Annotated in this window: 13 protein-coding genes; 3 read left to right on the top strand and 10 right to left on the bottom strand. The window is 43.1% G+C overall.

Annotated features, from left to right (window positions below; translation table 11 throughout):
- Positions 1-4: 4 nt before the first annotated feature.
- From MIC7126_RS0125140 to MIC7126_RS28350, 4 genes are all read right to left on the bottom strand, one after another.
- Complete coding sequence (locus MIC7126_RS0125140) at positions 5-2,725, bottom strand: GAF domain-containing protein (RefSeq protein WP_017655892.1); 2,721 nt, start codon at positions 2,723-2,725, stop codon at positions 5-7.
- 188 nt (positions 2,726-2,913) lie between these two features.
- Complete coding sequence (locus tag MIC7126_RS0125135) at positions 2,914-4,047, bottom strand: glycosyltransferase family 4 protein (protein ID WP_017655891.1); 1,134 nt, start codon at positions 4,045-4,047, stop codon at positions 2,914-2,916.
- 61 nt (positions 4,048-4,108) lie between these two features.
- Entirely contained in the window at positions 4,109-5,263 is a 1,155-nt protein-coding gene (locus MIC7126_RS0125130; protein WP_017655890.1) for an NAD-dependent epimerase/dehydratase family protein, read from the bottom strand.
- 102 nt (positions 5,264-5,365) lie between these two features.
- A complete protein-coding gene (locus tag MIC7126_RS28350) occupies positions 5,366-5,809 on the bottom strand; it encodes a hypothetical protein (RefSeq protein ID WP_017655889.1) in 444 nt (147 codons plus the stop codon).
- Positions 5,810-6,281: 472 nt separating this feature from the next.
- Here MIC7126_RS28350 and MIC7126_RS0125120 point away from each other — a divergent pair, with 472 nt between their 5' ends.
- The 3 genes from MIC7126_RS0125120 to MIC7126_RS0125110 all read left to right on the top strand — a co-directional run bounded on the left by MIC7126_RS0125120 (position 6,282) and on the right by MIC7126_RS0125110 (position 8,736).
- Complete coding sequence (locus MIC7126_RS0125120; protein ID WP_017655888.1) at positions 6,282-6,635, top strand: slr0373 family blue light stress response protein; 354 nt, start codon at positions 6,282-6,284, stop codon at positions 6,633-6,635.
- A gap of 92 nt (positions 6,636-6,727) precedes the next feature.
- On the top strand, positions 6,728-8,239 hold the full coding sequence (gene ycf46, locus MIC7126_RS0125115) for a stress-responsive protein Ycf46 (RefSeq protein ID WP_017655887.1): 1,512 nt from the start codon (positions 6,728-6,730) through the stop codon (positions 8,237-8,239).
- Positions 8,240-8,385: 146 nt separating this feature from the next.
- Positions 8,386-8,736, top strand: a complete 351-nt coding sequence (locus tag MIC7126_RS0125110) for a DUF1257 domain-containing protein (protein WP_017655886.1) — start codon at positions 8,386-8,388, stop codon at positions 8,734-8,736.
- 106 nt (positions 8,737-8,842) lie between these two features.
- On the opposite strand, the gene MIC7126_RS0125105 is transcribed toward MIC7126_RS0125110, so the two are convergent.
- The 6 genes from MIC7126_RS0125105 to def all read right to left on the bottom strand — a co-directional run bounded on the left by MIC7126_RS0125105 (position 8,843) and on the right by def (position 13,829).
- Positions 8,843-11,011: a tetratricopeptide repeat protein gene (locus tag MIC7126_RS0125105; protein WP_017655885.1), complete on the bottom strand. Its 2,169-nt coding sequence runs from the start codon at positions 11,009-11,011 to the stop codon at positions 8,843-8,845.
- Between the two features lie 74 nt (positions 11,012-11,085).
- Entirely contained in the window at positions 11,086-11,643 is a 558-nt protein-coding gene (locus MIC7126_RS0125100; protein WP_040630769.1) for an HMA2 domain-containing protein, read from the bottom strand.
- Positions 11,640-11,831, bottom strand: coding sequence for a hypothetical protein (locus MIC7126_RS30875; RefSeq protein WP_154656026.1), 192 nt, complete (start codon positions 11,829-11,831; stop codon positions 11,640-11,642). The genes MIC7126_RS0125100 and MIC7126_RS30875 overlap by 4 nt, the downstream gene beginning before the upstream one ends.
- Positions 11,832-11,841: 10 nt before the next feature.
- Positions 11,842-12,150 carry a DUF5132 domain-containing protein gene (locus tag MIC7126_RS0125095; protein WP_017655883.1) on the bottom strand — a complete coding sequence of 103 codons (309 nt, stop codon included), beginning with the start codon at positions 12,148-12,150 and terminating at the stop codon, positions 11,842-11,844.
- 388 nt (positions 12,151-12,538) lie between these two features.
- On the bottom strand, positions 12,539-13,153 hold the full coding sequence (locus tag MIC7126_RS28345; RefSeq protein WP_017655882.1) for a hypothetical protein: 615 nt from the start codon (positions 13,151-13,153) through the stop codon (positions 12,539-12,541).
- 142 nt (positions 13,154-13,295) lie between these two features.
- Positions 13,296-13,829: a peptide deformylase gene (def, locus tag MIC7126_RS0125085; RefSeq protein ID WP_017655881.1), complete on the bottom strand. Its 534-nt coding sequence runs from the start codon at positions 13,827-13,829 to the stop codon at positions 13,296-13,298.
- Between the last annotated feature and the right edge of the window lie 41 nt (positions 13,830-13,870).

The following is a 13,870-nucleotide window of genomic DNA, read 5'->3' as shown; positions in this document are numbered from 1 at the left end:
TTAATCACTTCGCAATCATCGCCCACACACCATCCCAGGAATCTGGAGGTGGTGTTTGTCGGTAATTATGAGCACGTTCTAGGTGAATTTTGACAGCTTGGTCTGTAGGTCGGATCCGTTTAGCTGCTGTGAAGTGGACGATCGCCTGACTAAATTCGCTTGCTAAATAAGCAGCGCGCCCATGCTGATAATACAGCAAAAATTCCTCGGTGGCAGCATCTAGGGCAGTGGTGCGATCGCTTATTAGTTCGTAGATATTTACCGCTTGATGTTTGCCTTTGACGCGAATTTTATCTAATTCACGTACCCAAATGCGATCGCTGCACAACTGATAAGTAAATTCACTTAAAATAATATCACATCCATACTCTTTAGTCACACCCTCTAAACGCGAACTTAAATTCACACCATCGCCAATCACGGTGTAATCCATCCGCTTGTGGGAACCAATGTTACCAGAAACCACTTCCCCAGAGCTAATCCCAATCCCAATCCGGATTTGTGGTTGCGCTTGGATAATCCGTCGCTGATTAAATTCTGCTAGCCTTTGGCGCATATCTAATGCTGCTTGTACCGCGCGCCAAGCATGATTTTCTGTCAAGGGTAATGGCGCACCAAACACGGCCATTAAAGCATCACCGATAAATTTATCTAAGGTGCCTTCGTAGTTAAACACTGCTTCTACCATTGTCTCAAAATACTGATTGAGCAGCGATACTACTTCAGCCGCGCCCAGACTTTCTGTCAGAGTGGTGTAACCGCGAATATCAGAAAATAGAATAGTCACTTCCTTGCGCTCACCTACCATCAAAGCATCTTCCCCCAAAGCCATCACCTGTTCAGCGACATGGGGTGTGAGGTAGCGATACATGGTGGTTTTCAACCGCTTTTCTTGGCTAATATCTTCCAAAACCACCAAACCACCCCGCACACCTCCTTCTGGGTTAGTTAGGGGATTAACGGTGAGATTCATGCTGCGTTCTAATTGCTGTACCTCACTCGCTCTTAAAAATTCCGACTGGGGGGTGAGGGGTTGATTCCAAGGAATAAATACATCTGGATTAGAGCGATCGCGCACTACTAAAATTGAAGAACCAGATGTGTATAAAAGTTCTCGTTGTGGGAGCGATCGCTTGTTGCTATGATGCCCAAAGCTGCGGCGATTTCGGTGAGACTCGCTCGGATGACGAGCATCTGACTCTAGCGGTGATGAACAAAAATTATCTTTTCCTAAATTCTCATTTCCATTCACCACTTGATACTCAGCACTCATCACTTGATACAGTCCCACTGTTAAACTCTGTTCTGGGACATAATGTCTCGCTCCCACTTTTAAACTATCTTCCAAGCGCATTTGCAGATTTTCAATTGGGACAACCTCCCAAACCAATCGCCCAATTAAATTCTGTTCCCATAAATGCTTATTATTTTTGCTATTAGTTTCTCCCAAGGGACAACCCAATAATTCCAGAGCCGCATCATTAATTGTGACGATTCGACCTTCCATATCTGTAGAAATTACTGCATCTGATAAACTCTGGAGGATATCTTTTTGATATTGCTTTTCTAATAAAACATTTTCAAATAAACGAGCATTTTCTAAAGCAATTCCAGCTTGAATATTAAAAGCCCGCATGAATTCTTCATCAGAAGCAGTAAAACTACCTTGCTGTTTATTAATTAACTGTGTCACGCCAATTAATTCATTAGCAGAATTGAAGACAGGTAAACATAAAATATTTCGAGTAAAATATCCAGTTTTGTTATCTGTAGTGGGGTCGAAGCGAGGGTCTTTATAAGCATCGGGGATATTCACTGCTTCCCCAGTTGAAGCCACATAACCAGCAATTCCTCGGTTGGAGGGAATACGAATTTCCATCATTTTTGAATCATCAGCCGCTGCAGCTACTTTTGTCCAGAGTTCCCTCATTTCTTTGCGATATAAAAATAGCGTGCTGCGGTCTGCTTGCATTAAAATTCGTGCTTGCTCCATCACAATCTGCAAAGTAGCTTCTAAATCTAAACTTTGTCCTAGGGTTTGAGTCGCCCGTAACAAAGCTGTCGCCCCTCGCTGATTACGAGCCGCCACATAAAAAGATTGACAGCTTTCTAATATAATGCCAATGGAAGCGGCAAAATCTCGGAACCGTTCCTCATCATCAACATTAAAAGGAATATTTCCAGTTTTATTTGCCAGTTGCACTACGGCTACAGTCTGGTTTTTACTACTCATCACTGGCATACATAAAATATTACGCATTTTATAGCCCAATTGTTTTTCTAATTCTGGGCTAAATAGAGGATGGGTAGCAGCTTCTGCTATATTTAAATATTGACCTGTACTAGCGACATGACCAGGAATACCAACTGTAATTGGTGTGCGAATTTCTAAGAATTTTTGAGTGTTATCTTGGGGAACTTTTGACCACAGTTGGTTTTTGTCGTAATCTACTAGAAAAATAGCTGTGTTTTGTGCTTGGAGAATTTGACCAATTTTGAGTGTAATCGCTTCTAGCACCTTCTCTAACATGGTTTCTAGAGCTTCATTATTGATCAATTCAATCGCTCTTAAGAATTGCTGAAACTCAGCCGTAATAAAGTCAAGTAAACAGACAAATTCATTAACCGAAAGGTCTTTCACGCGACGCAGTAGGGCTTGGGTACGGTTAACTTGAGTTAATTCAGTTAACGTAGCCAATACGCTACCAGGGCTAGGAAGTGTCATGGTGATTTTAACTTCTTGATGTTAGATTTTTCCTTCCACATATCATTTAATGCTAAAGTTGGCACTTCCTAAAATTTATATGGCGTTTCTCTTTTTATGATGGTACATTTTGTTGCGGTTAGGGGCTAGGAACTAGGGGCTAGAGTCTAGCTAGGGTCTACCTCATGTAACTGGGAATTGCTATAGTGCTAATTGTGAACAGAAATTGCTTTATGATAATAATTCTGTAACTGCTGGGTAGCAGCTGCCCATCCCCACTTTTCGGCTTCTAGACGGGCGTTCTCACGCATGGTATGGTGTTTTTGCTGATGTTGTAAAAGATTCATCACTGCTTTGATCGCTCCACTATCACTCATACTCAATTGTTCTCCAGGCTCGAACAAGTACCCATTCACTCCATCTGTGACTATATCGGGAATTCCTCCTGAACGTGCGGCGACAACTGGACAACCTGCAGCCATCGCTTCTAATAAAACTAATCCTAACGTCTCTGTACGAGAAGGAAAAATAAACACATCTGCACTAGCAAAAGCCGAAGCTAACTCACGTCCTGTGAGATAACCGACAAAATAGGTGTTTGTACCATGAAAGTGTTCTTTGAGTGCTTGGCGGTGGGGGCCATCACCTACCAATGCTAACCGCGCTGCGGGAATTGCTTCTAAAATAGCCCTCATCCGCTCAATTTCTTTTTCTGCTGACAACCTTCCTACATATAGCAACAAGGGACTCTCTGGATGATTTTGCGATAAATGCGATCGCATGGATACACTAGCTAGTTGTGGGTGAAATAATTCTGTATCCACCCCTTTTTGCCACAAATACAGCCTTTTAATCCCATGTGCTGTCAGTTCTTCAATCATGGCAGTGGAAGTACAAAGATTCAAAGTTGCTTGATTGTGACCAGCTTTGAGTAACTCCCACAGCAGCCCTTCTAGTGACTGCAAACCATAGTGTTGTAGATATTTAGGTAAATGGGTATGATAAGATGCCACAAGGGGAATATTCAACATTTTGCTATAAAATATACCAGCTAACCCCAAAACCGCTGGATTAACAACATGAATAATATCCGCTTGAAACTCTTCGAGCACGGAACCAATAGCGGGTCTAGGTAAAGCAATCTTTAACTCTGGATATAGCGGTAGGGGAAAACCAGACACACCATAAACCCTGGCCCCCTTGTACTCAGCGACCCCACCACTAGGCGCAATCACTAAAACTTGGTTTCCATCACGCTGCAAATGCTCAATCGTGTAACATAGGCGAGTGACAATTCCATCAATCTTCGGCAAAAAAGTTTCAGTAAATAGCGCAATTCTCATACTTAGTCGATCATGATCTGCTGACATCAAACATGGAAAGATGAGACAAATAACAAACAGATTAATTTCTGCGCCAGGAGACTGTAGGCAGAATTTGCGCGCTGTCAATGCGTTGATGATACTTAACGGCGAAATTCAACAAAGAATCGAGTAAAGAGTCAGAAAGATAATGGGGTTGTAAGCCTAAATCCAGCAATTTGGTGTTTTTGGCGTTGAAGTAATGTTCTTCTTTTTCAATTCTGGGATTATCTAAATGGTTGATTTCTACATTCATTCCCATCGCATTCCCTGCTTTTTTCACCATCATGGCTAAATCGCCGACGCTGAATTGTTCTGTAAATTGATTAAAGACACGGAAGTCTCCAGGTTCAGCAGGATGAGCGATCGCTAATTCTACACAACGTACTGTATCCCGAATATCTAAAAAGCCCCGCGTTTGTCCACCTTTACCGTAGACAGTTAGAGGATGGCCGATTGCTGCTTGAATACAGAAACGGTTGAGTGCTGTACCGAACACGCCATCATAATCAAGACGGTTGATCAACAATTCATCCAGCCCAGTTTCTGCGGTGAATACCCCGTAAACAATACCTTGATTTAAATCCGTCGCTCGCAATCCCCAAACTCGACAAGCAAAATGGATATTATGGCTGTCATGAACTTTACTTAAGTGATACATCGAGCCAGGCTGCTTGGGATAAGGCAAGATATCCTTGCGACCATTGTGCTCAATATTGATGTAACCTTCTTCAATATCAATGTTGGGTGTGCCATATTCACCCATTGTTCCCAATTTTACCAGATGGCAATCTGGGAAATATTGTCGCATTGCATACAGCAAATTCAATGTGCCGACTATATTATTGACTTGGGTGAGAACTGCATGTTCACGGTCAATCATGGAAAATGGCGCCGAACGCTGTTCGCCAAAATGTACTATGGCATTTGGCTCAAATCGTTGCAGAGCTTGCTCAAGAAATTCATAATTCGTAATATCTCCGATAAATAGCTCAATAGATCGACCAGTGACATCGTACCAACGCTGGAGACGTTTTTGAATTGGTGCGATCGGGGTTAGAGTTTCCACACCCAGTTGATTATCCCAATGCCGTCGTACTAAACTGTCCAGAATTCCAACTTTGTAACCTTGATTGCACAGGTAAAGAGCAGTTGCCCAACCACAGTAACCATCACCACCAATAACCAGAACTTTCATTTTTACAGGTTTTTACTCGCTGATAGCTAAATCTATGCAGCATTGTTTCACCTCTCAACTATCAAAAGGGAGAAACTGCTGAGTAATTCAATATTTAATCTTTTAGTGGTAAATCCGATACTGTTGGGCAATATAGTAAAACAAATTGTAATAATCTGAAAATTCTTGGCTCCGGCTTCGCCCCTGCCAGTAGTATTTAACTTGACCCTGAGTTAGTGTCAGTGTCATTGAACTTACCTGCTGATCTACTTCCACCACCAGCACTCCTGATACACCTTGAACAGTCCGAAAATTAGGATTGGTTGTGGTTTTGACTTTACCATCCTTGCTCAACGACTCCGGTAGTCGATTACCCGCCCAAGAGCGAATCTCCACCGTGTTTTTTGGCGGTGACACCAAAACAATTCCGTCAGCGTTCTCTGGGGCTGTTAAGGAAGTCCAATTACTGGGGTATGGAAACTCAAAATCATACCGAGAATTGTTGTAAGTTTTCCATGTCAAAGCAGAAGCATTGAAACTAGATGTCGCACATCCCCAAAGCATCATCAATAGGGCACTAGTATAAATTATTCGCACTCAAGCCAGAGAAATAACGGGGTTTAGTCAGTATAAATTAGGTGGGCACGAAAAAGCAAAATTACGTTACTAAACGTAAGCACCCTTAACACTTGTTCCACATCACACAAATTTAGAGGGAACGGGGATTAGGGGATAGGGATTAGGGGATAGGGAGGGATTTAAATCCCTATCAACGCATATCGCCTATGTGCGGGAGACTCAAACTCAAAGGTAGAGAGAGCAAACTAACAGGTAACTAATCAAAGCGCCTAAACGACACACTTTATCGTTCCCTGTTCCCTGTTTCCTCACCGCAATTTTGAGTTGACTAATTAGCCAAATCTAGACTATTGTAAATAAATGTAACAAAACTGCCGTCAAAACGTTTTACCGTCTTGACAAGTCACAATATAGTCGATAACGTAATATACATACCCGGGTAAGGCCATCGAAGAGTTATATGCAACCGCAAACTAGGCAAAAAGTTACTTTGTATTTATCGCCAGAACTACACAAAAGACTGAAGATTCGAGCAGCCATTGATTCCGAACCAATGTCAGAACTAGCCGAACGTGCCTTATCCTTCTACTTGGCCAATTCAGAGTTGGTTGAGGAACTGGAAGCTTCTACCTATGGACGGACTCATAGAGTTTATTCTTGTCCCAATTGTGAAAGTTCGCTCATACTACGTAACGGAGAATTAGTTGGCTTAGGTGATCAACCGGGCATAATTGACCAAGACCATATTTCCGTTGATGAAAGGGAGGAAAATGAAGCCCATCCCAAAGGAGAGGAAGAGTTAGTTCCTTGTTAAGTTAAGAGTTATAGATTGAGTAACTTATAATTCGGTGGTCGTTTTCAACAAACGATGTCTGTAGTGTACTAAGGTCTCGAGTAGGTCGATGTATGAAAGAAGAGCTCAATATTTTAATTCAAGCTCAATACCCTTTAATCTACCTTGTGACCTCCGAGGAAGAGCGGGCCGAGCAAGCAATTTCCACCATCGCCCAATTGTTAAAACCCCAACGCCGAGTCTTTGTTTGGACGGTAACACACGGCATCGTGGAGTATGGTCAACCCCGGAATGTCACCCAACACAATACCGTTTCGCCGGAGGCGGCCATTGAGTGGATTATCCGGCAAAGAGAACCCGGTATATTTATACTTAAAGATTTACATCCATTTATTGATGCGCCTGCGACAACAAGATCGTTGCGCGATGCGATCGCCAGTTTCAAAGGAATGCAGAAAAACATCATATTGATGTCACCAGTGCAACAAGTGCCTATTGAACTGGAAAAAGAAGTCGTAGTGCTGGATTTTACATTGCCAGACATGGCTGAGTTAAACAAAGTTTTGACACACCATATAGATCAAAATCGTGGACGACGGCTGACCACCGAGGCCAGAGAAAAGCTTCTGCGAGCAGCTCTGGGTCTAACTAAAGATGAAGCGGAAAAAGTCTATCGTAAGGCGCAGGTGACGACAGGGCGGTTGACGGAAGATGAAGTAGACATAGTTTTATCTGAGAAAAAGCAACTGATTAGGCGCAATGGCATCCTAGAGTACATCGAAGAGGATGAAACTATTGATGCTGTTGGTGGCTTGGAAGAGTTGAAAAAATGGCTGAAGCAACGCTCCAACGCTTTTACAGAAAGAGCAAGGGAGTATGGCTTACCTCAACCTAAAGGGATGCTAATTTTAGGTGTTCCGGGGTGTGGTAAATCATTGATCGCCAAGACTACTTCCCGGTTGTGGGGGTTGCCAATTCTGCGCTTAGATATGGGGAGAGTCTACGACGGCTCAATGGTGGGTCGGAGTGAGGCAAATCTGCGTAACGCCCTAAAGACGGCAGAATCAATTTCACCAACAATTCTATTTATTGATGAGTTGGATAAGTCCTTTGCGGGTAGCGCTGGTTCTGGTGACTCAGACGGCGGGACTTCCAGTCGCATTTTTGGTTCTTTCCTGACCTGGATGCAAGAAAAGAAATCGCCTGTGTTTGTGATGGCGACAGCTAATAGAGTTGAGCGCTTACCAGGAGAGTTCTTGCGAAAAGGACGTTTTGATGAAATTTTCTTTGTGGATCTGCCCACCCCGGAAGAAAGGCAGGATATATTCAACATCCACCTCACAAAGCGGCGTGAAGATATTGCTAGATTTGACCTGGAACAACTAGCGAAGATGTCTGACGGCTTCTCTGGAGCAGAAATTGAACAAGCGATCGTCGCGGCCATGTACGAAGCTTTTGCCCAAGATCGGGAGTTCACCCAACTAGATATTATTGCTGCGCTAAAGTCAACTTTACCGCTGTCTCGAACGATGCAAGAACAGGTGACAGCTTTAAGAGACTGGGCCAGACAGCGCGCCCGACCCGCAGCATCCTCCGTTGCTGAGTATCAGCGAATGGAGTTTTAAAAGCTTTCCCCTGCTAACCCAGGGGCAAAGGCTAGCAGTTTTTGCTAGCAGTTTTGACAAAACAGCCGCTTCCACCTAAGCGCGGCTTCCCCAAAAACAAACCGTTGTCGTTTTTCTCATCAATCTTCTCATTGGAGGAAACCCAAATGTCTCATTTTAGCACTCTGCGCACCAAGATCACCGATGCCGAAATCCTCAAAGCTTCCTTGCGCGACCTCGGTATCAGCGTAAAGACTGAAGCTGATGTTCGTGGTTATAACGGTCAGCGCGTCCGTTCTGATATCGTTGCCATGTTGGAAGGTGAATATGACCTCGGCTGGTCTCGCAACAGCGATGGTTCTTTTGACCTAATCGCTGACTTGTGGGGTGTTGCTAAAAAGCACAACCAAACCGAATTGATCAACTCAATCAACCAAAAGTATGCAGTTAACAAGACCTTGGCTGAAGTAAAACAGCGCGGTCTGCAAAACGCCAATGTGAAATTGGTATTGCAATAACAATTTCTCTGCGCGTTCCCAAAGCTAAACGGGTTAACCATGTATATAGCGGTTAACCCGCTTTTTTATGGGGCTGAGATCGTTGTGTAGGAGACGCGGACGCGAATTAGTTATAACAGCTAATCCAAGCTTGTAGGTAGTCTCGTAATGTTGAAGCTTGGGCTTTTTCTACTACTTGTTGGGCTTGTTCTGGTTTTCCTAGGGCGACATATAGTTTAACTAAACGGGTGTATTGATGGGCGCGATCGCTTTCATCATCTATTTGTGTATACTCGCTAACCTGAATCATCCGGGTTTCTGGGTCGGCTATTTGCTGCGCTACGCTAAAAGCACGATCTAGTAACGATATCGCGTCTTCATTTCTTCCCAGTTGTAGGTAGGTTTTGGCGATCGCTAGTAGTTGCGATGCTTTAGTATCCGGTAAGGAGTTATGTTCAACTACTTGTAAGGCGACATAAAAGGCGTAACATTCCAGTGCGGGATAGAAGATAGAGTTGTAGCTTGATTCCCGCAAATAGGGAACAGAATGAGCCTGTGCCATCGTTAAAGCAGCACTATACTGTCTTTGTTGGATGAGATAATTGGTCATCTGTGCAATCAAATCACCGCGTGTGTATTCATCTTCTACCTGCTGTATAGTAGCGATCGCTTGTTTGAGGAAAGATTCTGTTTGTTCTCCATCGCCGAAACGCAGATAAGCTTGGGCGATCGCAGTTAATCCTAAAGCTTTTTGGGCAATTGGTTCTAGCTTTTGTGTTTGTCTAATCGCCGCCTGAATTTGAGTGGTGAATTCCTCTGGAGTGGGTGCGATCGCCGCTAATTCTGTCCGTGTTAATATTTGAAACGGATTACTAATAGTGTTGTCAATTTGTGCTGCAACTTGCGTGGCTTGATACCACTGTTTAGCATTCCCGTAGGCGATCGCTATGTCTCGCAAGTGTCCATTGCGTTCCTCTGGCCAAACATTATTAGGTATCTGTTTTGCCAATTGCAAGGCTTTGTTAATTTGGCGCGCCTGTAGAGGGGCTTGAACAATTTGGCGATACCAACTCGGTTGCGAAAGAAAATCCATATTGGTGGGAATCAGATTCAAAATGGCGATCGCTAAATCATACTGTTGTGCATTCACTGCATTGTGCAAAATACTCGCCACGTAACCAACCTCACTCACAGCGGTTGCAGATTTAATTAAATCCGTCAGTTGTACCAACACTTTTTGCGCCTGTTGGGTTTGTTTAGCTTGACTGTAAGCGACGGCGATCGCACCCAGAGCTACGGCTTTCGGTTCATGCTGGGTGAGTTTTTGCGCGGCGTTGAGGGCGATATTAATTTGACCCGCTTTGGTGTAAGTTTGAATTAATGTTGATTGTATGGCGTCAGCCCGCTCTGCTGACGCTACCCGCTGCAAGGCTTGAAAAAACAAGCGATTAGCGCGGCTCATGTGGTGATGGTTTGCCCAATAAATTGCTATTTCTACTAAAGCTTGGGCTTGGTATTCAGCCTCTGTAATTTGGGCGGTGACTGTTTGAGCAAATAATATTTGTTTTCTGTTGAGGGCGTCACGCACGACCTCTTGACGAATTATATTTAAATACAGTTCTTGAGCATTATCTTGAGCATTATTTTTGAAAATTGTCAAGGCGCTTTGCGGTAAACCAACTCGAATATAGAGTGAGGCGATGGGTGACTGATAGTTCCATTTCGCAAAAGGATCATCACTTTGAATTTGTTCAACGGCGCTCAGAGCTTGGTTGAGTGCTTGTTCTGCTGCTGCTTGGCGGTGGAATTGCAACCAACCGGTGGCGATTTGGATAAATTCATCGGCGCGGTTCATGGGTTCGGGAATCTGAAGCGCTGCGAGTGTGGCTTGTTGGAGAGCGATCGCGCCCTGATCAATTCGTCTGAGAATTTGCAAACCCTTGGCTAATTTTCTCAAAGTTTGGGCGATCGCTAAACTCCCATCTGTACCCCAACTCAGCACATACTGTTGCACTTCTAAAAACCACTCAATCCACTGATTTTGTTCCTGGTATGGAAGCTGAGTCAAGGGTACAAGGGTAAAATTTTCATCGCGCACCAGATTAGCGATCGCCGATTCCCGTTGTTCCCTGTGGGTGAGGAGTGCAGTATATTTCAACGCTTGATAATATGTTTTTAGCGCCAAATCATATTGCTGGGTGCTAATTAATTGCAACCCATCACTAATATCACTATTAACCTGTTCGTAAAAAACAGCCTGGCAAAGTTCAGGATAAACTTGATCTGGGTGTGTCATGGCCTAAAATCTTTGTGCAACTACTATCAGTAGATCACAAAATTTGTACCTTGACAAAATGGATCGGGTATTTTTTATTTGTTCAGTTGACTAGTGCGGTTCAATTTCATAAAACTGTCGAAAGCATACCACCCCAACACATACCAAGGAATCACCTCAAATTGCAGACCTTTGACAAGTAATTGTCTGAAAGCTAAGATGCTCAGTCCCAGAGGAAAAAGCACCCGCAAGTCTACAGATCCCATCGTTGTTTGTTGAACGCGTTGGTTTAAATCAAGCACCGCATTGGTAATACCTGCTGCAGCTTCTGAATTTCCTTCGGCAATATCGCCGAAAATTATTCCTATATCTAGAAGTGTGGCAATAATATTTTCTCGACTATCATCATGATCAATTAAAATACTTCCATGTTGCATATTCGTGGTAACTTGATTAACGCCTGGTTGCGCCGCTAACTTATCGACGATAGGCTGCATTTTTTCAGATTGACGATCGCACGGCGCCACTCGCAACCGTAACCGCCCTGGAGTATCACTAATAATTTTTATAGGTATAGGTTTAGTAGGCGTTTGGAAGCTGGTTTTCTCTTTAACATGGCGTATTTTCGCCAGATATCGATAATTATTTGTCACCGCTGTCCTCCCAAATTAGTTGATTTAGCGGGTGAGGGGTGAGGGAAGAGGGGGAAGTGTGGGAGGTGTGGGAAGAGGGGGAAGTGTGGGAAAACTGAGAAGATCACAAGCGTAAGCATAAATTCTTTAATTCTTTTTCTCGCCACACTCCCCACACTCCCCATCACCCCACCTCCCCACCTCCCCACCTCTTAATTCCTATCCCCCGTGTTCTGGCGCACTTTCACCAGGAGTGAGTGTGGTTTCAAATGCTGCTGACTCTTTGGATTCAGCCAGTTCGGCTCGCGCTTCAGCTATAATGTCTTCCCAGGTTTCGCCTAGTTCTGCAAATGCACCCTTGCTTTTCTCATAAGCGACAATTGAGCCTTTGATGAGAGATTTAGCTATCGGTTTACCAATACCGGTAACGACGGGAACTAAGACAGGTGCTAATAAAACTGCTCCAATTCCGGCTATAATCCCAGGAGCGCCAGCATCTTCTACAAAGTCAGTAATTTTAAGTGCCATAATTAAATGACCTCCTATTAGTTAGAGAATTCGGCTTCGCTGTGTCAGAATATGAAGTGCCAAAATTATCTTTTTTCGTACCTTTGCGTCTATGGGTCGTGAGGTAAATTCATATTTTTAATCGGCGACGCCAAAAACTATTTGCAAGCTTTTCAGAATATTCTAGTCAAGATGTTGCTTTCATCTTGCTAATGGTAGAGCTTTTTTGGTTGTGTGTTTGCAGATTGAGCACAAAGTATTTCTATACTCATTGTAACTTGAAGTTGAGCATTACTACTAGCACCAATTATAGAAGTTTATTACTATTAATTTCAGAACTGTAGAATGTCGTTGCTAAATTTGCTAAACTAGCCAAACAATAAGACAAAGATGAATACTTCATTGTCTCTCACACACCAGACAAATCTTGGTTTTGGATATCAACAATTTGAGAACAATTTGTCTGCAAAGCTAGCTCCAGAAAAGTTACCCAATAAGGTACGCTAACTTCCTGTGGTTGAAAGGCGATCGCCACTGAGCTAGCACCATAATTCACCCGCACATTCATCACTTTAGCATCAGTTTGTAACAACTTTTCTAGCCGCTGTGCATAAGCGCGATCGCTAGCGATTTGAGGTACATGAAACCTAATTCTTCCCGGAATAGCATGGACAATACTATAAGCAATTTTTAAAGATTTTTTTTGATGATTAATGTCCACACTGGGATTTGTTGCTGGTGCTGATACTTGAGATTGCAAATAAGCAATTAACCAACGAGTACTATCCGCTGTGATTACATAAACTGGAATCGACAACCAACCTGTGATTCTCAAACCTCCCGTCACCGCTAATCCGCTGAACAAAGGAATCAGCGCCAGCGATTGTTCTTTCCAAAAATCAATAGATTTCCACTCTGCAAAAATATCAGTTTCTTTGCTTGACTTGGTAACTGCTGCACAAAGATTCTGATTAACTTTTATTTCTTCATCGGTATACACGCCACTACTATTACTGTTAGGCATTTACCTAATAGCTAAACCAAAGCAATAGTTAACAACGGGTTAAGCATAACCTGTTACTGTTACTAAAATATCTTCCTTGAGAGTTATTTTCAGCCCCTATTTTACAGTTCGCTGCACCTACAGAGTGGAAATATAATACTAGTTAAGTATTGTTAACGATGCGCTGCTGATATTCTTGCTCTGTCATCATTTCCAAAGTAGTTTCAACACGGTCTACAAATAAAATACCATTGAGATGGTCATATTCGTGTTGAAAAATCCGCGCTACAAAATCAGTTAATTCTTGTTGTTGCAAATCACCATTGCGGTCAGTATACTCAACAGCGATCGCTTGATAACGAGGAACTAAACCTCTAATCCCAGGAACACTCAAACAACCCTCCCAACCTTTAACAATTTCCGCAGAATGAGAGATAATTTGGGGATTAATCATCGCTGTCGGTTTCATTTCCGGAGCATGAGGATACCGAGGATTCGGGCGAGAAGCAACAATAAATAAACGATATGATGCTGCTATTTGAGGCGCCGCAATTCCCACGCCGTTAGCTTCAGCAACTTTATCGATCAAATCGTCAATCAGTTGTTGTATTTTCTCATCTTGAATATTTTCCACAACAGCAGACTTTTGACGCAGTTGGGGATTACCTAATTGAATAATTGGGAGTAATTCAGTCATAGGATAAATCTATTGGAGAGATGGTTAATCCAGCGCCGGAC

The sequence above is a fragment of the Fortiea contorta PCC 7126 genome, assembly GCF_000332295.1.
Classification (GTDB): domain Bacteria; phylum Cyanobacteriota; class Cyanobacteriia; order Cyanobacteriales; family Nostocaceae; genus Fortiea; species Fortiea contorta.
The sequence above is the reverse complement of the archived record's forward strand: the minus strand, read 5'-3'. Positions and strand labels throughout refer to the sequence as shown.